The organism is Rhodobacter xanthinilyticus (assembly GCF_001856665.1).
In the GTDB taxonomy this organism is placed as follows: Bacteria; Pseudomonadota; Alphaproteobacteria; order Rhodobacterales; family Rhodobacteraceae; genus Rhodobacter; species Rhodobacter xanthinilyticus.
In genome coordinates this window covers 1,636,763-1,655,920 of the sequence record NZ_CP017781.1, presented here as the reverse complement: position 1 = coordinate 1,655,920, position 19,158 = coordinate 1,636,763, and the positions used below count along the sequence as shown (strand labels likewise).

Sequence of the window (19,158 nt, the reverse complement as noted above, 5' to 3'; positions counted from 1 at the left end):
GCCCTGCGCCGAAACAGCGCCCCCACAAAAGCAAAGGGCGGCGCAGAGCGCCGCCCGATGAGATCTGTCTGATCGCGCGATCAGTTGGTCGAGGGCGTGGTGCCCGTGGAGCCACCGCCGCCGGCGGCAACCCCCGCGACAACGCCCGCGAGGCCGAGGATCGGCCCGAAGATCACGAAGTTGCTCGCCACGCCGGTCGGCAGGGCGGCGCCCAGCGTCGGGTTCGGCGCGGGCGGCGCGGGCGGGGTCGGTTCGGCCGATTGTGCCAGAGCCAGGGAGCTGCTCGCGACAAGAGCGAGACCAGCGGCGGCGATAGCCTTGGTAAGTTTCATGGTGAAAGCCTCTTGCTGCGATTGCGAGATACCCGACTTGGATACCATCATTTCCCCCATGAAAAAAGGGATTTTCATAGAGCGATGCGACAAATTCTCCGCATGGTGGCCCGCCTTTGCGGGAGCCCCGGGCCGATGACGCGCATTTGGGCGCTGCAGGGCCGCGCGATCAGATTATGAGCGAAGTTCGAAACAATTTGCCGGACTATCCGGCGCATCGGGTCTGCGAGGTAAGCACTCCTTAAAGCCTCGGTGCTCTACTCCTTCTCGACGGCGTTGGGGAACGGTCCGTCAAGCCGCGAGAACGCGGCCGTGATCCAAGGGGTGGATTTCCATGTTTGGCAAAATCTTGGCCGCGCGGCGCGCGGCGCCGGTCGCGCATGCCTTGCGCGGCCTCCAGATCCTGTTCGCCGCCGCCGCGATTGTGGCTCTGCCGGCGCCGCAACCGGCCTCGGCGCAAAACTTCGGCGCCGCGCCGCGGCTCTTCGTGATCAAGAACGACCTCGGCGGCGATGTCGGCGCGCGCGCCAACAAGATCACCGCGATGCGCAACGAGGGCGCGCGCGTCGAGATCCGCGGTCAGGTCTGCTACTCGGCCTGCACGATGTATCTGCAACTGCCCGGCACCTGCATCAGCCGCCAGACCGAATTCGGCTTCCATCGGCCGAGCTATTACGGCGTCTCGCTCTCGCCCGAGCAGTTCGAATTCTGGTCGCAGGTGATCGCGATGCACTACCCGCCGGCGCTGGCGAGCTGGTATATGCGTGAGGGGCGCTATTCGCGCAGCCTCGTCAAGATCTCCGGCGCGGAGCTGATCCGGCTCGGCGTGCCGGAATGTGCGGCGAGCTCCTGAGCGCCCGCCCGCGTGGCGGGGGCGCTCAGACCCCGTCATCGACCGGCTCGAAAGCCTCCGGCCGCGCGCGCCGCCAGCGTTTGAGATAGCCAAAGCGATCATCATCCTCGCGCAGCAAAAAGCCAATCGGCATATAGGGATAGATCTCGTCGCCCACGACCATCTCGCGATCCTTCTCGCGCAGGAGCAGGTGGTGGGGCAGGAATTTCCCGGGATGATCGAGGCCCGCCGCGCCGGTCATTTCCGCGAGCGCCTTCATCGTGTTGCGGTGGAAATTCGCCACCCGCTGCGCCTTGTCGGGCACGACGATGGCGCGGGCGCGGCTCGGATCCTGGGTCGCGACGCCGACGGGGCAGCGATTGGTGTGGCAGGCCTGCGCCTGGATGCAGCCGATCGCGAACATGAAGCCGCGCGCGGAATTGGCCCAATCCGCCCCGATCGCCAGCACTTTGGCGATATCGAAGGCGGTCACCAGCTTGCCCGAGGCGCCGATCTTGATCCGGTCGCGGATCCCCGCGCCGCGCAGCACGTTATGCGCGAAGGTCAGCCCCTCGACGAGCGGCATCCCCATATGGTTGGCGAATTCGAGCGGCGCGGCGCCGGTGCCGCCCTCCTTGCCATCGACCACGATGAAATCCGGGGTCACGCCGGTTTCCAGCATCGCCTTGACAATACACATGAATTCGCGCCGATGCCCGATGCAGAGCTTGAAGCCCACCGGCTTGCCGCCGGACAGCTCGCGCAGCTCCTTGATGAAGGCCATCATCTCCAACGGCGTCGAAAACGCCGAATGCGAGGCGGGCGAGACGCAATCCACCCCCATCGGCACGCCGCGCGCCTCGGCGATCTCGGGGGTGATCTTGGCCGCCGGCAGCATCCCGCCATGGCCGGGTTTGGCGCCCTGGCTGAGCTTGATCTCGATCATCTTGACCTGCGGGTTGGCGGCCTGTTCGGCAAAACGCTCCGGGCTGAAGGAGCCATCGTCAGTGCGACAGCCGAAATAGCCCGAGCCGATCTCATAGATCAGATCGCCGCCGCCCGCGCGGTGATAGCGCGAGATCCCGCCCTCGCCGGTGTCATGGGCAAAACCGCCCATCGCCGCGCCACGGTTGAGCGCCTCGATCGCATTCGAGGAGAGCGCGCCGAAGCTCATCGCCGAGATATTGTAGATCGAGGCCTGATAGGGCTGCGCGCAATCGGGCCCGCCGATCGTCAGGCGGAAATCATGGTCGACGATATGGCGGGGCCGCACCGAATGGGTCAGCCATTGATAGCCCGAATCATAGACCCGCATCCTTGTGCCGAAGGGCCGCGCATCCTCGACATTCTTGGCGCGCTGATAGACGATCGAGCGTTCATCGCGGGAAAACGGCTCCTCATCCTGATCGCTTTCGATCAGATATTGCCGGATCTCGGGGCGCATTTCCTCGAAAATATAGCGCATATGGCCCAAAACCGGGTAGTTGCGCAGCACCGCGTGGCGGGTCTGGGTCAGATCGCGCAGCCCGACGCCGGTCAGGAAGCCAAAGAGCGCGACCCCGATCCAGAAGGCCGGCGAGAGCGCGAGCGCGCCGAGCGAAACGAGGGTGAGCAGCGCGCAAAGCACGAGCGGCAGGAAGCGGGTATAGCGGGCAACCATTCTGAGAGCCTCTCTGACGGACACATCCGGCGGGGCCAGAGTGCGGGAATTTTCTCAAGTTTTGGTAAAAATGTCCCGGGAATCCGGCAAAGTCGAGCCAGCAGATCGGCCAAGGGTCATGCAAATCTGGTCTGACATCATGCCCTTGGCTGTCAGATCGGCCAGTCGCGGCTTATTTTGCCGCGCAGGCGAGGCGGTTGAAGCGCAGCGAGGACATCAGCGAGAGCCCGATCAACGCCGCGCCGACAAGGCCGGTGACGAACTCGGGAATATGCCACAGCGTCTGGGCAAACATCACCCCGGAGAGCACCAGGATCGACCAGAAAGCGCCGTGCTCGAGATAGCGGAACTCCGAAAGCGTCTGGCGTTCGACCAACATGATCGTCATCGAGCGGACGTAGAACGCGCCGATCCCGAGGCCGATCGCGATCAGAAAGAGGTTCTGGGTGAGCGCGAAGGCGCCGATCACGCCATCGAAGCTGAACGAGGCGTCGAGCACCTCGAGATAGAGGAAGGCGCCGAGGCCGCCCTTTGCGGCATCCCCCGAAAGGCTCGCGCGATCAAGGACTTGGCCGAGGATCTCGACACCGAGAAAGGTCACGAGCCCGGCGCAGGCAGCGAAGATGAAGCGCCCCGCCTCCTGCTGCGGCAGCGCCACGGCGAAGATCATCACCAGCGCCAGCACCACCCCGATCTCGAGGCCGCGGATCGAGGCGCAGGCGCGCAGGCGCCGCTCGAGCGCGGCAATCCAGTCGACCTCCTTGCCCTCGTCGATGAAATAATTGAGCGCCACCATCATCAGGAATGCCCCGCCAAAGCCCGCGATCGCGATATGGGCCTCGCCGATGATGCGCGCATATTCGGCCGGTTGGGTGGCGGCGAGCACCAGCGCCTGCCAGGGCCCGATCCCGGCCGCGAGCACCACGATGGCGAGCGGAAACAGCACCCGCATCCCGAAGACCGCGATCACGATCCCCCAGGTGAGGAAGCGGTGCTGCCATTCGGGGGTCATCTGCTCGAGCTTGTTGGCGTTGACGATGGCGTTATCGAAGCTGAGCGAGATCTCGAGCACGGCGAGCACCGCGGCGATCATCAGGAAGGAGAGCGCGCCGCCGAGCCCGGGGCCGTAGACCCATCCAAGGCCGAAGGAGAGCACGAGGCCAACCAGCGTGAACAGGAAGGCCCAGCGGAAATAATGAAGTGCGATGCGCATGATGTCCCCGAAGTTCGCCTCGAGATAGGCGGGGGCCAGGGGCGCCGCAAGGGGCGGCATCGGGGGGGGACGCAAATTTCCTGCGCCCCGGGCACAAGAGCCACGCCGCGCGCGTGGATCGCGCCAGTTTTTGCGTATTTTTGCCAAGAAGAAACGGCTTTCGCTTCTTCTTGGACCAAATACGCAAGCCCCGCTTGCCACAGGCCGCGCCCCCTTGCAGGCGCGCGCGAAAGCCGCTAGCTCGCGCGTTTTCCGCCCTTTCGGAGGTCTCCATGCCCGCCCCTCGTCTCGCGATCGATTTTGGCACCTCGAACTCGGCGGTCGCGATCGCGGCGGGGGGGCGGGCGCTCCGGCTGCCGCTCGAGGCGGGGGCCGAGACGCTGCCCACGGCGGTGTTTTTCCCCGCCGGGGGCGGGGCGATGCAGATCGGAACGGCGGCGGGCGAGGCGCTTCTGTCGGGCGCCGAGGGGCGCTACATGCGGGCGTTGAAAAGCGCGCTCGGCACCAGCCTCCTGCATGAGCCGCGCCTGCTCGGCGGCAAGCGGCGCACGATTGCGGAGGTGATCACCGCGTATCTGGCCGAGCTGCGCACCCGCGCCGAGGCGATGGCGCGGATGCCGCTCACCCGCGCGCTCTCCGGCCGGCCGGTGCATTTTCATGACGGCGACCCCGCGCGCGATGCCCAGGCCGAGGCCGATCTCGCGGCGTGTTACCGCGCGGCGGGGTTCGAGGAGGTCGCCTTTCTGCCCGAGCCGGAGGCGGCGGCGCGGGCCGCGCGCGGGCTCGCGGCGGACGGCGCGCTGGGGCTTGTCGTCGATATCGGCGGCGGCACCTCGGATTTCACGCTGTTTCGCGCGCGCGGCGGGCGCGCCGAGATTTTGGCCAGCCACGGGATCCGCCTTGGCGGCACCGATTTCGACCAGGCGGTCTCGCTTGCCCATGTGATGCCGCTCCTCGGTCAGGGGGGCGAGTTGCGCCGCGAGATGGGGGCGGGGCTCCTGCCGATGCCGAATGCGCTTTTTGTCGATCTCGCGAGCTGGCCGAAGATCCCGTTCCTTTACACGCCCGAGACGCGGCGCGAGGTGGCGCGGTGGCGCCGGCTGGCGGTCGCGCCGGGGCCGCTTGCGCGGCTCGGGCGGGTGCTCGAGGAGGAGCTCGGCCATGAGCTCGCCTTTGCCGCCGAGCGCGGCAAGATCGCGGCCAATCGCGGCGAGGCGGGGGCGCGGATCGCGATGGGGGCGGTCGAGCCGGGGCTGGCGGCGCCGATCGACGCGGGCTCGATGGGCGCGGCGCTGGCGCCCTTTGCCGCGCGGATCGAGGCGGCGATCGCGGAGACGCTGGCGCTTGGCGGGGTGGCGCCGGGGGCGGTCGAGGCGGTAATTCTGGTTGGCGGCTCGAGCCTGATGGGCTTTGTGCGCGCGGCGGTGCGCGCCGCCTGCCCCGGCGCCGAGATCCGCGACGCCGACGCCTTCACCGCGGTCGTCGACGGACTCGCGCTCGCGAGCGAGGAATGATCACAGGCCCGCGCGGGCGAGCCAGCCTTCGACCCGGGCGCGGTTGACGCCGAAATCAGAGCGGCCGAAGACCAGATGGGCGCGGATATGGATCCGGTCGCCCTCGATCCAGATATTTGAAATATCAGGGAAACCCCAGATCCGCGAGCGGGTGACGAAGGTCACGAGCCCCTCTTCGGGCGCGCCTTCGAGGCGCGTGGTGCGCGGCGTGGCCTCGGCGAGGCGGGTGAGCTCGGCGAGCGTGGCTTGCGGGGCGGGCACCTGACGGACCGCCTCGAAGCCGCCGGGCTCGGGCCAATCGCCCTCGGCCTGCGCGGCGGCCATGCGGTGAAAGCGGTCCACCGGCAAGGGCGCGAGCCGCACCCAGGCGGCAAAGCCCACCACCGCGAGAACGAGAAGCGCCAGCGCGATCCGCAGGATCATTTGCGCCGCGTCCAGCCATAGAGCGCGATCAGCTCCATCGCGACATGGGCGCCCGCGATGGCGGTGGCGCCGGTCGTGTCATAGGGCGGCGAGACCTCGACGACATCGCCGCCGACGAGGTTGATGCCGGCAAGGCCGCGCAAGATCGCCGCCGCCTGCCATGACGCCAGGCCCCCCCAGACCGGCGTGCCGGTGCCCGGCGCGAAAGCGGGGTCGAGGCAGTCGATGTCGAAGGTGATGTAGCAGGGCCGGTCGCCGACGACCGCCTTGATCCGCGCGACCGTCTCGGCCACGCCCGCCTGATGGACGAAGGGCGCGTCGAGGATCGTCACGCCGCAGGTGTCGGGGTTGTCGGTGCGGATGCCGACCGAGACGGTGGTCTCGGGCGCCACGACCCCGGTTTTCAGCGCCTTGTAGAGGAAGGTGCCGTGGTCGATCCGATCCATGTCGTCATCGGCCCAGGTATCGGAATGGGCGTCGAACTGGATGAGCGCCAGGGGGCCGAATTTCTCGGCATAGGCGCGCAGGATCGGCAGGGTGATGAAATGATCGCCGCCGAGCGTGATCGAGCCCGCGCCCGCGGCGAGGATGGCCGCGATATGGGCCTCGACCCGGCCCGGGAAGGAGGGGGTATGAGCGTAATCGAAGGCGAGATCGCCGTAATCGACGACGCTCATCTCGGAGAGCGGGTCGAAGCCCCAGCCATAGGGCGCATCAAAAGCTTGCAGAGTCGAGGCTTCGCGGATCGCGCGCGGGCCGAAGCGGGTGCCGGGGCGGTGGGTCACGGCCTGATCGAAGGGCACGCCGGTGATCGCGAGATCGACGCCCGCGAGGTCTTTGGTGTAGCGCCGGCGCAGGAAGCTCACCGCGCCCGCAAACGCGTTCTCATAGGCCAGACCGCGCAGATCCTTGCGGGTGAAGGCCATGTCGATCTCGTTTTTCGCGTCTTCCAGCGCCATTCGGTCCTCCTCGCCGCTTCGGGCCACGCCCTCTGATAGGGGGGCGCGGCGGGGGCGGTCAAGAGCGGGGCGGGGCGCGCGCGGGGGGCGTGCGCCTCCGGCGGGGATATTTGGACATCGTTGAAGGGGGGCGCCCTGCCCCGCACGGGCTGCGTCAGGCTGCCGCAGTTGGAATTCTTCTAATTCTGATCTGGATCAAATCCGCTCACGCATCCGTGAGTTTAGAAGGGTTCTACCTTTCGGAGCTACGGAGGAAAACCTCATGAAACGGTCAAGACGGATGGCAGTGGCGGTCGGCACGGCGCTGGTGCCGCTCACCCTCGCGGGCGCGGCGCTCGCCGATGACGCGGAGCTGCGCGCGCTGGCGAAGGAGAATTTCGAGATCATCCCGATGCAGGCGCCCCAGCTTGGCGACGCCAATGTGATGAGCCGCGAGCGGGTCGAGCTTGGCAAGATGCTGTTCTTCGATCCGCGGATGTCGCGCTCGGGGCTGTTCTCGTGCCAGTCGTGCCACAATGTCGGCATCGGCGGGGTCGACGGGCTCGAAACCTCGATCGGGCATGGCTGGCAGAAGGGGCCGCGCAACGCGCCGACGATGCTCAACGCGGTCTATAATATCGCGCAATTCTGGGACGGGCGCGCGCCTGACCTTGCCGCGCAGGCCAAGGGGCCGGTGCAGGCCGGCGTCGAGATGAACAACACGCCCGAGAATGTGGTGGCGACGCTGAGTTCGATGCCGGGCTATGTGGACGCGTTCGCGGCCGCTTTCCCGGGGGTCAACGACCCGATTTCCTTCGACAATTTCGCGCTTGCGGTGGAGGCTTTCGAGGCCACTCTGGTGACGCCCAATTCGAAGTTCGACCAGTTCCTGCTCGGCAATGACGGGGCGATGTCGGATCAGGAGAAGGCCGGGCTGAAGCTCTTTGTCGAGACCGGCTGCGCGGCCTGCCACAACGGCATCAACTTCGGCGGCAACGGCTATTATCCGTTCGGCGTGGTCGAGACCCCCGGCGCCGAGATCCTGCCCGAGGGCGATACCGGGCGGTTCAAGGTCACCGAGACGGCGGGCGAGGAATATGTGTTCCGCGCGGCGCCTTTGCGCAATATCGCGCTGACCGCGCCCTATTTCCATTCCGGCAAGGTCTGGGATCTGCGCGAGGCGGTGGCGGTGATGGCCAATTCGCAGCTCGGCGCGGCGCTCGAGCCCGGGCAGATCGACGATATCGTGGCCTTCCTCGGCACGCTGACGGGCGAGCAGCCGGAGGTGGTGCATCCGATCCTGCCGGTGCGGGGGGCCGATACGCCCAAGCCTGAGCCGATGTAAGCGGTTGAGAGGAAAGACAAACGCGGGCCCCCAGGGCCCGCGTTTTCGTTCATTCGGGCTGGCAGATCTCGCCGCGCGCGACGCCGATCAGGGTGCGCCCGACGAGCCCCGCGATCAGCACGCTCAGCATCACCAGAAACGCGGTGCCGAGCCGGGCATGGAAGGCGGAGCCCGAGAGCTCGGCATAGAGGAATGTGGCGATGGTCAGCGCCGCGACCGGGAAGCTCAGCGCCCAGAACGACATCGCAAAGGGCAGCCGCAAGATCCGCGGGATCTGCACCGCGACAAGGGCGGCAAAGACATAGCCGAGCGACAGGAGCACATGGCCAAACGCATCGACCGGCGCGCCGGCGGTGTGGGTGAGCCGGATCCAGGCGATGAAGGCCACCGCGGGCGGCGCCACCATGATCACCAGCGTCGGCTGCAACCGCCCCGGCAGCGGGTCATGAAACACCAGCCGGTTGAAGACCAGCGTGAGCAAGATCACCCAGAACATCAGCCCCGCCGAGAAGAAGAGCCAGGCGATCTCCGGGTGGCCAAGCTGCGCACCGGCGACCGGCACGATGACATTGCCGACCGCGGGGATGAACCAGGCCGGGTTGAGGTGGCCATGCTCGAAGGCGCGGGTGCCGATCCAGTTCGAGACGATCGCGAGGGTGAGCACGCCTTGCAGCGCGGTGCCGATCGCCCAGAGCACGGGCGCGGCCGCGGGCGCGAGGCCAAGCGCGGCGGTGGCGAGCAGCAGCAGCGAGACCGAAACCGTCGGGAAGAACGCCAGCCGCACCGGATGGGCCCATTCCGCCGCCACCATCGGCCAATGCACCATCACCTTGAGCCCGTAGCCCGCCACGATCAGCCCGAAAACCACCGCCGTGACCATGAACGCCGCCGCCGACGGCCCCACCCCGAGGCCCAGCGGCCCTGCCCCGGCCCGCAGCGCCAGCGTCAGCCCGCCAAGGCCCATGGTGGTGGCGAAAAAGGTGATCGGGAAATGCGCGAGCCGCCCGGCCGGGGCGCCGGCGGGTCTGAGCGGGGTCAGGGTCGTCTGGGTCATGATCGGATCCTTGCGGGTCATATGCGACATCTGGAATGTATCTAGCCGCAAGCGAGCGGAAAAGCGCGCAGAAAATTGTGCATCTGCGATACCTGATCTAAGTCAAATCGTCTCACCCGGGGATCGGCTATGCAGGGGCGAACCGAGGATGGCCCCATGCGACTGACCACACGCACCAATCTGGCGATGCGCACGCTGATGTTTTGCGCCGTGAACCCCGAGCGGATCGTGCGCAAGCACGAGATCGCCGAAGCCTGCAATGCCTCCGAAAACCACCTCGCACAGGTGGTCAACACGCTCGCGCAGCGCGGCTTCATCGAGACCCAGCGCGGCCGCGCCGGCGGTCTGCGGCTCGCCCGCCCGATGGCCGAGATCGGCGTCGGCGAGGTCTTGCGCACCTTCGAGGCCACGCTGCCCTTCGCGGAATGTTTCGATCTCGAAACGAACACCTGCCCCCTGCACGAGGCCTGCATGTTCCGCACCGCGCTGCTTGAGGCGCTCGAGGCCTTCTATGCCTCGATGGACCGCCGCACGCTCGCCGATCTCGTCGAGGACAATGGCGCGCTCGAACATATCCTGCGCCTGCCTTCGGCCGCGCCGGTGCCGCTGTGTGGGACGCGCGCGCGCGGCGGCTGTGCCCCCGAAGCTGCGGCAGCGCTCTGAGGCAACCGCCGGGGGCTGTCTGCCCCCGGACCCCCGAGGATATTTTCAGCAAGATGAAAGACAGGCCGCGAATCTGGGGTTCTTTTCATCTTGCCCCAAATATCCCGGGGGTGAATGCCGAAGGCAGAGGGGGCAGCGCCCCCTGCGCCCTGCGCACCCCCGCCCTGATGCGGCGCAGTCACAACCGCGCGAGATGTGGCACAATGTCGCGAAAATCCTCGAGATCATATTGACCCATCGTCAGCTTGGTCCTAGGTCAGGCGCCGAAGCGGTTGTTTTCAAAGCGCCTCATAGAGAGGCCTCGCCGCTGATTTTTGAGGCATCGAGATGCAGAACCAACAGCAAATGGGCAGCCAGCCCGCGCAACAACCCGCCGCCCCGGTGAAACAGCAAAGCCAGAGCGACACCGCGAAGCCCGCCCAGCAGGGCGTGCATTTCTCGGACTGGGCCTCGATCTGACGCTCTTGCGGGCGCGCGCAGGCCGGGCGACACTGAGCGCCCCTGCCCTACGAAAGTCCCCGCAATGCCTACCCCCCTGACCGACATCGCCGGGATTGGCCCGGCCACTGCCGAAGGCTTTCTCCGCGCCGGGATTTCCGACGCGGAGGCTTTGCGTGCGATGGGCGCGGATGCGGCCTATGGCGCCTGGCTCGCGGCGGGCAACCCGCCTCATTTCATCGGCTATTATGCTTTGGTGATGGCGCTGCAGGGCCGGCCCTGGAACGATTGCCGTGGCGCTGAGAAAGACGCGCTGCGGACGCGGTTCGAGGCGTTGAAAGCGGGCGCGCGGCGCGCGGGGCGCCCCGCGGCGGCGGCAGACCCCGACCATGAAAAACGCCGCCTCTTGCGGGAGGCGGCGTTTGACGAGATTGGCATCGGGCTGCGACGCGCGCAGCCCTAAGGGCGATCAGCCGACGAGCTCGAGGCCCGAGAAGAAGAAGGCGATCTCGACCGCGGCGGTTTCCGGCGCATCCGAGCCGTGGACCGAGTTTTCGCCCATCGAGAGCGCGAATTCCTTGCGGATGGTGCCGTCGGCGGCATTGGCCGGGTTGGTTGCGCCCATCACTTCACGGTTCTTGGCGATCGCGCCTTCGCCTTCCAGCACCTGCACCACGACCGGTTCAGAGGCCATGAATTCGCACAGCTCGCCGTAGAAGGGGCGCTCTTTGTGGACTTCGTAGAACTTGCCGGCTTGGTCCATCGACAGCTTGATGCGCTTTTGCGCGACGATGCGCAGGCCGGCTTCCTCGAACTTGGCATTGATCTTGCCGGTGAGGTTGCGACGGGTCGCATCGGGTTTGATGATGGAGAGAGTGCGTTCGATCGCCATGGGAGGGGCCCTTTCTGAATGGATCCGGGCTTGACCGCCCGGTCGGAATTTCGTCTCGCGCCTGCTAGCATGGGGTTTGACGCTTGAAAACCCCTCGCGATGCGCAAGACTTGCCACGAAAGTATGACATTTGTGCAGGACCTGTCCAAAACGGCAAGGGAGCGGGGTTCGGGCTGGACCGGGGCGCGCGGGCGGGGCATGACGGGCAAAACGGAGGGCGGGATGCGGGCGATATTCGGGATCTGCGGGATCTTTGTGGCGACGGCGGCGGGCGCGGATCCGGCGCCCCTGCCCTTCACCTATGCGATGTTCGAGGCCTCGGTGCCGCATGTCGATCTGCCGGCCTGCCCGGTCGATCTGGCGGGGGCGGCGCGGTTTTGCCGTGTCGCGCTTTTCAACGACGCGTTTCATGTCTTCGTCTTCTCCGAGGCGGGCGATCAGCCGCTGATCGGGTTTCAGGATTATGACGCCGATCTGATGGCGGGGCTGTTCGACTGAGCGCCTCCGGCGGGGATATTTTCACATCGTTGAAGGGCGGGTCATTGACGGCGCGGGCGCGCTCGGGCATGGCTCGGCCATGCTGAAGATTTCCGACATCACCTATGCGGTCGAGGGGCGGCCCCTGTTCGAGGGCGCCTCGGCGACGATCCCGGAGGGCCACAAGGTCGGCCTCGTCGGCGCCAATGGCGCGGGCAAGACGACGCTGTTCCGGCTGATCAAGGGGGAGATCGCGCTGGAGAGCGGGGAGCTGTCGCTGCCCGCGCGGGCGCGGATCGGGGGCGTGGCGCAGGAGGTGCCGAGCTCCTCGACCTCGCTGATCGACACGGTTCTCGCCGCCGATACCGAGCGCGCGAGCCTGATGGCGGAGGCCGAGAGCGCCACCGACCCGCATCGGATCGCCGAGATCCAGACGCGGCTGGCCGATATCGAGGCCTGGTCGGCGGAGGGGCGCGCGAGCGCGATCCTGAAGGGGCTCGGCTTTGATGCGGAGGCGCAGCGCCGCCCCTGTTCGGATTTCTCGGGCGGCTGGCGGATGCGCGTCGCGCTCGCGGGCGTGCTCTTCGCGCAGCCCGATCTTCTGCTCCTCGACGAGCCGACGAACTATCTCGACCTCGAGGGCGCGCTCTGGCTCGAGCAATATCTCGCGCGCTATCCGCATACGGTGATCGTGATCTCGCATGACCGGGATCTGCTGAACCGGGCGGTGGGCGCGATCCTGCATCTCGAGAACCGCAAGCTGACGCTCTATCAGGGCGGCTACGATACGTTCGCGCGCACCCGCGCCGAGCAGCGCGCCGTTCTGGCCGCCGAAGCGAAGAAGCAGGATGCGCGGCGCGCCCATCTGCAAAGTTTCGTTGACCGCTTCAAGGCCAAGGCCACCAAGGCCGCCCAGGCGCAGGCGCGCGTCAAGATGCTCGAGAAGATGGTGCCGATCACCGCCCCCGAAGAGGCGGCCAAACAGGTCTTCACCTTCCCCGCCCCCGAACAGCTCAGCCCGCCGATCATCGCACTCGAGAGCGCCTCGGTGGGCTATGGCGGCACGCCGGTGCTCAAACGGCTCAACCTGCGCATCGACCAGGATGACCGGATCGCGCTCCTGGGCCGCAACGGCGAGGGGAAATCCACGCTTTCCAAGCTCTTGGCGGGCAAACTTGAGGTGAGCGAGGGGCGCATCACGCGCTCGTCCAAGCTGCGGATCGGCTATTTCGCCCAGCATCAGGTCGATGAGCTCGATCTCGGCGCGAGCCCGCTTTTGCATCTGCAACGGCTGCGCCCGGAGGAACATCAGGCGAAGCTGCGCGCGCGGCTGGCGGGGTTTGGCCTTGGCGCCGATCAGGCGGAAACCGAGGTGCGCAAGCTCTCGGGCGGGCAAAAGGCGCGGCTCTCGCTGCTCTTGGCCACGCTCGATGCGCCGCATCTGCTGATCCTCGACGAGCCGACCAACCATCTCGACATCGAGAGCCGCGAGGCGCTGGTCGAGGCGCTGACCGCCTATTCGGGCGCGGTGGTGCTGGTCAGCCACGACATGCACCTGCTCAGCCTCGCGGCCGACCGGCTCTGGCTGGTGAAGGGCGGCGCGGTGGCGCCCTATGGTGGCGATCTCGAGAGCTACCGGGCCGAGCTTCTGGCGGGCGATCCGGCCGAGAAAGCCGCGGCCAAGCCGAAAGCCACCGAGAAGCCCGCGCGCCCCTCGCGCGATGCGGTTCTCGCGCTGCGGGCGGAGGCGCGCAAATGCGAAGAGCGCGTGAACAAGCTCTCGGAAATGCTTGAAAAGCTGGATGAAAAACTCGCCGACCCGGAGCTTTACGAGGCCTCCCGCGCGGCCGAGCGCGACAAATGGCTGCTCAAACATGCCGAAGCGCGCGAGGCGATGGGCCGCGCCGAGGAGCTCTGGATGGCCGCGTTCGAGGCGCTGGAAGAGGCCATGGCGGGCTGAGCGCCCCCCTTCAACGATGTGAAAATATCCCCGCCGGAGGCTCCGCCGCCGCCACCCGCGCGGCGCCGGGCAGGCGATAGCCGATAACTTCACTCAACTATTGACCCACGCCCGCTCACCGGCTAGTCAGGCAAAAACCTGACCAAAGGAGTCACCCATGACCCAGCGCATCCTTCTGGCCCTGATCCCCGCGCTCACCGCGGCCCCGGCGCTCGCCGAGGACGTCAATGTCTATTCCCACCGCCAGCCCGAGCTCGTGCAGCCGCTCTTTGACGCCTTCACCGCCGAAACCGGGATCAACGTCAATGTCGCCTTCGTCGACAAGGGCATGGTCGAACGGCTGACCGCCGAGGGCGCGCGCTCGCCTGCCGATCTGGTGATGACGGTCGATATCGCGCGGCTCGATCAGGTGGTCGCGGCCGGCGTCACCCAAGCCGTCGACGACCCCGCCCTCGAGGCCGCGATCCCCGCCGAATTCCGCGACCCGGGCCAGCACTGGTTCGGCCTGACCTCGCGCGCGCGCATCGTCTACGCCAGCAAGGACCGCGTCGCGCCGGGCGAGGTGACCACCTACGAAGACCTCGCCGACCCGAAATGGAAAGGCCGGATCTGCACCCGCCCCTTCACCTCGGATTACAACGTCGCGCTGACCGCGGCCTTCCTCGCCCATCACGGCCCCGAGGCGACGCGCGCCTGGCTCGAGGGGGTGAAAGCCAACCTCGCCAAGCGCCCCGAGGGCAATGACCGCAGCCAGGTGAAATCGATCTGGGCGGGCGAATGCGACATCTCGCTCGGCAACACCTATTACATGGGCCAGATGCTCGCCGACCCCGAACAGATCCCGTGGGCGAATGCGGTCAACATCGTCTTCCCGGTCTTCGAGGGCGGCGGCACGCATGTGAACATCTCTGGCGTGGCGATGACGAAATCCGCGCCGAACCGCGACAACGCCTTGAAACTCATGGAGTTTCTGGCCTCCGACGAGGCGCAGCGGATCTATGCCGAGACCAACCATGAATTCCCGATCAAACCGGGTGTGGCGCGCTCGGCGCTGGTCGAGAGCTGGGGCGAGTTCACCCCCGACAGCCTGAGCCTGACCGAGATGGCGCGGCTGCGGCCGGAGGCGCTCAAGCTCATCGAAGATGTGAACTTCGACGGCTAAGCCCTTGTCCTAAAATAAAAAGCCCCGGAGCGATCCGGGGCTTTTGCTCATTCCGCGGCGAGCACGAGCTCGGGCGCCGCCCCGATCCGCACGCCGGGGCGCGCGGCAAGCGTGGCGAGATCGGCCTGATAGCGGCGGCGCAGGCGCGCGGCTTCGAGCGCGGAAAAGGCGGCGAGCGGCGCGGGCTGCGGCTGGCGGGCGTGAAACTGCATCAGGCGCTGGATCTGGCGCGGCGCGATCGTCGCGCCGGAGCGGTAGAGCCGCTGCAGCATCACAAGGCCGGTATCGGGCACGTTCTCCTGAGCGGCGGCGGGCGGCATCGGCAGCGAGGCGCCGGGCACCAGCGCCGCGAGCGCCTCCTCGCCGCGCACCGGCGCGGGCAGGATCACCGTCTCGCGCGCTCCGAGCGCCGCGCTCAGCTCGCTCACCAGCTCGACCCAGCCCCGCTCGCGCGCGACGAGGAGCTCGGCCATCTCGGCAAAGGGTTGCACCGCGCGACGATGCGCCAGAAAGCGCCACATCATCGGGTAATAAAGGTCATAGGGCAGCGTCGTGATGACCAGCCGCCCCACCGGCCCGCCGAGCCGCCCGGCGTAATCGCGCGCCCGCCCGCCCACCTGCGGGAAGAACCCCGCAAGCCCCTGCGGCACGCGCCCGATCAGCGTCTCGTCGATATGGATCTGCGCGCTGGCGCTCGGCCCGATCGCGGCGGCGCCATAGCCCGCCTCGGCGAGCCGGTCGCGGCCCTGGGCAAGCGCGCGCGCCACCTGCCCCGCAAGCCCCGCCATCGCGGGGGCACAAATCATCAGATGATGCACGGTCTTGGTCATGTCTGCCTCGTCTGCCGGTTCGGGAGGCCGGTTAGCCCGGTCTGATCTCTTCACGACTCGTTAACTATTTGCCGATTGTGGCGGAGTTTTGACCAATCGGGCGGATCTGGACTCCCGCGCCGGGCTGCGACACTCTCGGCGCCAAACAGGAGGGCCCGATGGCACGCAAGATCATCATCGACACCGACCCCGGACAAGACGACGCGGTCGCGATCCTGCTGGCGCTGGCGAGCGAGGAGCTCGAGGTGCTGGGGATCTGCTGCGTGGCGGGCAATGTGCCGCTCGCGCGCACCGAGGAAAACGCGCGCAAGATCTGCGAGCTGGCCGGGCGGCGCGAGATGCGGGTGTTTGCCGGCTGCGACCGGCCGATGCAGCGCGCGCTGGTCACGGCGGAATATGTGCATGGCAAGACCGGCCTCGACGGGATCGCGCTCGCGCCGCCGACGATGCCGCTCGAGAGCCAGCATGCGGTTGATTTCCTGATCGAAACGCTGCGCAAGGAGCCGCCGGGCTCGGTCACGCTGTGCACCCTCGGGCCGCTGACGAATGTCGCCACCGCCTTTGCCCGCGCCCCCGACATCATCCCGCGGGTGGCCGAGATCGTGGCGATGGGCGGGGCTTATTTCGAGGTCGGCAACACCACGCCCGCGGCCGAGTTCAACATTTACGTCGACCCGCAAGCGGCTGAGATCGTGTTCAAATCCGGGGTGCCGCTGGTGGTCTTGCCGCTCGATGCAACGCATCAGGTGCTCACCACGCGCACCCGGATCGAGGCGTTTCGCGCGCTTGGCACGCCGGTTGGCCAGGCCGTCGCCGCCTGGACGGATTTCTTCGAGCGGTTCGACATGGCGAAATATGGCTCCGAGGGCGCGCCGCTACATGACCCCTGCGTGATCGCCTATCTGCTCAAACCCGAGCTTTTCGAGGGGCGCCATATCAATGTCGAGATCGAGACTGGCTCGGAGCTGACGCTCGGCATGACGGTTGCCGATTGGTGGGGGGTGACGGATCGGCCGGCGAATGCCTATTTTGTCGGAAAGGCCGATGCGGCGGGGTTCTATGCGCTTTTGACCGAGCGTCTCGCGCGGCTTTGAGCGGCGGATTTTGCGTATTTTTTCCAAGAAGAAGCGAAGGGGTTTCTTCTTGGTCCAAATACGCACAAATCGGCCAGGTCGGGCGGCACGCCGGGTTGACGCGCCCGGCGCCCGCCCCAGATCAGCCGCAGGAGGCAAGATGACGCCCGTTTTCGACAACAGCTATGCCCGCCTGCCCGGGCGGTTTTACGCGCCCCAGGCGCCCACCCCGGTGGCGGCGCCCGTGCTTTTGGCGCTCAACCGCGGGCTTGCCGCGCGGCTCGGGCTCGAGGCCGAGTGGCTTGCCGGGCCGGAGGGGCTTGCGATGCTGGCGGGCAATGCGCTGCCTGCGGGCGCCGAGCCGATCGCGATGGCCTATGCGGGGCATCAGTTTGGCGGCTGGGTGCCGTCTTTGGGCGACGGGCGGGCGATCTTGATCGGCGAGGTGGTGGCGCCGGATGGCGCGCGGTTTGATCTGCAGCTCAAGGGCGCGGGGCCGACGCCGTTTTCGCGGCGCGGCGACGGGCGGGCCTGGCTCGGGCCGGTGTTGCGCGAATATCTGGTGAGCGAGAGTTTCGCCGCGCTCGGGATCCCGACGACGCGGGCGCTTGCGGCGGTGGCGACGGGCGAGCGGGTGGTGCGCGATGGGTTTGCGCGGCCGGGCGCGATTCTGACCCGGGTGGCGGCGAGCCATTTCCGGGTCGGCACGTTCCAGTATTTCGCCGCGCGGGGCGATGTGGACGCATTAGAAACGCTCTGCAACACACTGATTTCGCGCCATTATCCGCAGGCCAACACGCCGCTTGCGCTGCTTGAGGCGGTGGTGGCGGCGCAGGCGCGGCTGATTGCGCGCTGGATGGCGGTGGGGTTCATCCATGGGGTGATGAACACCGACAACATGGCGCTTTCCGGCGAGACGATCGATTTCGGGCCCTGCGCCTTCATGGATGCCTATCACCCGAACACGGTGTTTTCCTCGATCGACAGTTATGGCCGCTATGCCTATGCCGCGCAGCCGCAGATCGGGGCGTGGAATCTGGCGCAGTTTGCCTCCTGCCTCTTGCCGCTGATGGGCGCCGATGAGGCCGCGGCGATCGAGGCGGCGAGCGCGGCGGTCAACGGCTTCGGGCCGCTGTTTCAGGCCGAGTGGCGGGCGCGGATGGGCGCCAAGATCGGGCTCGCGGCGGCCGGGCCGGAGGATTTGCCACTGATCGAGGGCTTGCTCGGGCGGATGGCGACCGAGGGCGCGGATTTCACCCGCACCTTCCGCGGCCTTTCGACGGGCGCGGCGCGGGAGGAATTTGCCGAGCCTGCGGCCTTTGACACCTGGGCGCCGGAGTGGCGGGCGCGGCTTGCGCGCGAGGCGGAGCCCGAAGCGGTGATGGCGGGGGCGAACCCGGTGCGGATCGCGCGCAACCACCGTGTCGAGGAGGCGATCGCGGCGGCGGTGGCGGGCGATCTGGGGCCTTTCGAGCGGCTGATGGCGGCGCTTGAGCGGCCCTTCGAGGCGGCGGCGGAATTTGTCGATCTCGAGGCCGCGCCGCGCCCCGAGGAGCGGGTCAGCCGCACCTTCTGCGGAACTTGAAGAGCGCCTCGCAAAACATTGAAATCATGTCAATTCGCATCGCCTCCTATAATCTGCACAAATGTGTCGGCACCGATCGCAAGACCGATCCGGCGCGGATCCTGGCCGTGCTCAATGCGCTGAGCGCCGATGTCATCGCGCTGCAGGAGGTCGACCGGCGGATGGGGGCGCGGCCCGCCGCGCTGCCCGAAAAGCTGATCGAGGCGGAGAGCGATTTTCTGCGCATCGATGGGCCGCGTACGGGGCCGGACAGCCTCGGCTGGCATGGGCAGGCGATCCTCGTGCGGCGCGGCACGCGGGCGATTGCGGTCGAGGGGCTCGATCTGCCCGGGCTCGAGCCGCGGGGCGCGCTGGCGGCGCGGCTCGCGCATGAGGGGGCGGCGCCCTTCACGCTGATCGCGGCGCATCTGGGGCTGCGGCGCGCGGATCGGCGCGCGCAATGGGGGCGGCTGGCCGAGATCTTGCGCGCAGCCCCCGGCCCCGCGCTCGCGATCGGGGATTTCAATGAATGGTCGGAGAGCCGCGGCTTTGAGGCGCTCACCGGCTTTCAGATCCATGCGCCGGGGGCCTCCTACCCCGCGTTCGCGCCGGTCGGGCGGCTTGATCGGGTGGTGGTGACGCCGGGGCTGCGGGTGGTGCGGATGGGGGTCTTCGACAGCCCGCTGGCGCGGCGCGCCTCGGACCATCTGCCGATCTGGGCCGATATCGAGGGGGCGCTACGCTAACTTGTGCCGGGCACAATCGCGGATTTGACCGCGCGGACAGGC

Annotated in this window: 20 protein-coding genes; 12 read left to right on the top strand and 8 right to left on the bottom strand. The window is 67.6% G+C overall.

Going from position 1 to position 19,158, the window contains the following annotated elements; translation table 11 throughout:
- Positions 1-80 precede the first annotated feature (80 nt).
- Positions 81-332 (bottom strand): hypothetical protein, encoded by a 252-nt coding sequence (locus LPB142_RS08200; protein WP_068765235.1) that lies wholly within the window; start codon positions 330-332, stop codon positions 81-83.
- A gap of 334 nt (positions 333-666) precedes the next feature.
- Between LPB142_RS08200 and LPB142_RS08195 the strand changes: the two genes are divergently transcribed.
- On the top strand, positions 667-1,185 hold the full coding sequence (locus tag LPB142_RS08195) for a hypothetical protein (protein WP_068765234.1): 519 nt from the start codon (positions 667-669) through the stop codon (positions 1,183-1,185).
- 25 nt (positions 1,186-1,210) lie between these two features.
- Here the strand turns inward: LPB142_RS08195 and LPB142_RS08190 are convergent, their stop codons facing one another.
- A complete protein-coding gene (locus LPB142_RS08190) occupies positions 1,211-2,824 on the bottom strand; it encodes an FMN-binding glutamate synthase family protein (protein ID WP_071166074.1) in 1,614 nt (537 codons plus the stop codon).
- Positions 2,825-2,996: 172 nt separating this feature from the next.
- Positions 2,997-4,037, bottom strand: coding sequence for a DUF475 domain-containing protein (locus tag LPB142_RS08185; RefSeq protein WP_071167181.1), 1,041 nt, complete (start codon positions 4,035-4,037; stop codon positions 2,997-2,999).
- A gap of 272 nt (positions 4,038-4,309) precedes the next feature.
- Here LPB142_RS08185 and LPB142_RS08180 point away from each other — a divergent pair, with 272 nt between their 5' ends.
- Positions 4,310-5,551: an Hsp70 family protein gene (locus LPB142_RS08180; protein ID WP_071166073.1), complete on the top strand. Its 1,242-nt coding sequence runs from the start codon at positions 4,310-4,312 to the stop codon at positions 5,549-5,551.
- On the opposite strand, the gene LPB142_RS08175 is transcribed toward LPB142_RS08180, so the two are convergent.
- A complete protein-coding gene (locus tag LPB142_RS08175) occupies positions 5,552-5,974 on the bottom strand; it encodes a DUF1499 domain-containing protein (RefSeq protein ID WP_068765231.1) in 423 nt (140 codons plus the stop codon).
- Positions 5,971-6,933: an agmatinase gene (gene speB, locus LPB142_RS08170; RefSeq protein ID WP_068765230.1), complete on the bottom strand. Its 963-nt coding sequence runs from the start codon at positions 6,931-6,933 to the stop codon at positions 5,971-5,973. The genes LPB142_RS08175 and speB overlap by 4 nt, the downstream gene beginning before the upstream one ends.
- 262 nt (positions 6,934-7,195) lie before the next feature.
- On the opposite strand from speB, the gene LPB142_RS08165 reads away from it, so the two are divergent.
- Positions 7,196-8,257 carry a cytochrome-c peroxidase gene (locus LPB142_RS08165; RefSeq protein WP_071166072.1) on the top strand — a complete coding sequence of 354 codons (1,062 nt, stop codon included), beginning with the start codon at positions 7,196-7,198 and terminating at the stop codon, positions 8,255-8,257.
- A 49-nt stretch (positions 8,258-8,306) separates the two neighbouring features.
- On the opposite strand, the gene LPB142_RS08160 is transcribed toward LPB142_RS08165, so the two are convergent.
- The gene (locus LPB142_RS08160) at positions 8,307-9,311 is read right to left on the bottom strand and encodes an SLAC1 anion channel family protein (RefSeq protein WP_071167180.1); all 1,005 of its coding nucleotides are present in this window, start codon (positions 9,309-9,311) and stop codon (positions 8,307-8,309) included.
- A gap of 156 nt (positions 9,312-9,467) precedes the next feature.
- On the opposite strand from LPB142_RS08160, the gene LPB142_RS08155 reads away from it, so the two are divergent.
- The 3 genes from LPB142_RS08155 to LPB142_RS08150 all read left to right on the top strand — a co-directional run bounded on the left by LPB142_RS08155 (position 9,468) and on the right by LPB142_RS08150 (position 10,875).
- Positions 9,468-9,974 (top strand): RrF2 family transcriptional regulator, encoded by a 507-nt coding sequence (locus LPB142_RS08155; RefSeq protein WP_068765282.1) that lies wholly within the window; start codon positions 9,468-9,470, stop codon positions 9,972-9,974.
- Positions 9,975-10,301: 327 nt separating this feature from the next.
- On the top strand, positions 10,302-10,433 hold the full coding sequence (locus tag LPB142_RS19790) for a hypothetical protein (protein WP_269635488.1): 132 nt from the start codon (positions 10,302-10,304) through the stop codon (positions 10,431-10,433).
- Positions 10,434-10,497: 64 nt separating this feature from the next.
- Positions 10,498-10,875 (top strand): TfoX/Sxy family DNA transformation protein, encoded by a 378-nt coding sequence (locus LPB142_RS08150; protein ID WP_071166071.1) that lies wholly within the window; start codon positions 10,498-10,500, stop codon positions 10,873-10,875.
- A 6-nt stretch (positions 10,876-10,881) separates the two neighbouring features.
- On the opposite strand, the gene ndk is transcribed toward LPB142_RS08150, so the two are convergent.
- The gene (gene ndk / locus LPB142_RS08145) at positions 10,882-11,304 is read right to left on the bottom strand and encodes a nucleoside-diphosphate kinase (RefSeq protein ID WP_071166070.1); all 423 of its coding nucleotides are present in this window, start codon (positions 11,302-11,304) and stop codon (positions 10,882-10,884) included.
- Between the two features lie 222 nt (positions 11,305-11,526).
- Here ndk and LPB142_RS08140 point away from each other — a divergent pair, with 222 nt between their 5' ends.
- The 3 genes from LPB142_RS08140 (at position 11,527) to LPB142_RS08130 (ending at position 14,903) form a co-directional block, all read left to right on the top strand.
- On the top strand, positions 11,527-11,802 hold the full coding sequence (locus LPB142_RS08140; protein ID WP_156894348.1) for a hypothetical protein: 276 nt from the start codon (positions 11,527-11,529) through the stop codon (positions 11,800-11,802).
- Between the two features lie 79 nt (positions 11,803-11,881).
- A complete protein-coding gene (locus tag LPB142_RS08135) occupies positions 11,882-13,741 on the top strand; it encodes an ABC-F family ATP-binding cassette domain-containing protein (RefSeq protein WP_071166068.1) in 1,860 nt (619 codons plus the stop codon).
- A gap of 157 nt (positions 13,742-13,898) precedes the next feature.
- Positions 13,899-14,903, top strand: a complete 1,005-nt coding sequence (locus LPB142_RS08130; RefSeq protein WP_071166067.1) for a Fe(3+) ABC transporter substrate-binding protein — start codon at positions 13,899-13,901, stop codon at positions 14,901-14,903.
- Between the two features lie 47 nt (positions 14,904-14,950).
- Here LPB142_RS08130 and LPB142_RS08125 read toward each other — a convergent pair whose 3' ends face one another.
- The gene (locus LPB142_RS08125) at positions 14,951-15,733 is read right to left on the bottom strand and encodes a hypothetical protein (protein ID WP_071166066.1); all 783 of its coding nucleotides are present in this window, start codon (positions 15,731-15,733) and stop codon (positions 14,951-14,953) included.
- Between the two features lie 158 nt (positions 15,734-15,891).
- On the opposite strand from LPB142_RS08125, the gene LPB142_RS08120 reads away from it, so the two are divergent.
- The 3 genes from LPB142_RS08120 to LPB142_RS08110 all read left to right on the top strand — a co-directional run bounded on the left by LPB142_RS08120 (position 15,892) and on the right by LPB142_RS08110 (position 19,116).
- Positions 15,892-16,827 carry a nucleoside hydrolase gene (locus tag LPB142_RS08120; RefSeq protein WP_068765223.1) on the top strand — a complete coding sequence of 312 codons (936 nt, stop codon included), beginning with the start codon at positions 15,892-15,894 and terminating at the stop codon, positions 16,825-16,827.
- A gap of 139 nt (positions 16,828-16,966) precedes the next feature.
- Positions 16,967-18,391 (top strand): protein adenylyltransferase SelO, encoded by a 1,425-nt coding sequence (locus LPB142_RS08115; RefSeq protein WP_071166065.1) that lies wholly within the window; start codon positions 16,967-16,969, stop codon positions 18,389-18,391.
- A 26-nt stretch (positions 18,392-18,417) separates the two neighbouring features.
- Entirely contained in the window at positions 18,418-19,116 is a 699-nt protein-coding gene (locus LPB142_RS08110) for an endonuclease/exonuclease/phosphatase family protein (protein WP_068765280.1), read from the top strand.
- Positions 19,117-19,158 lie beyond the last annotated feature (42 nt).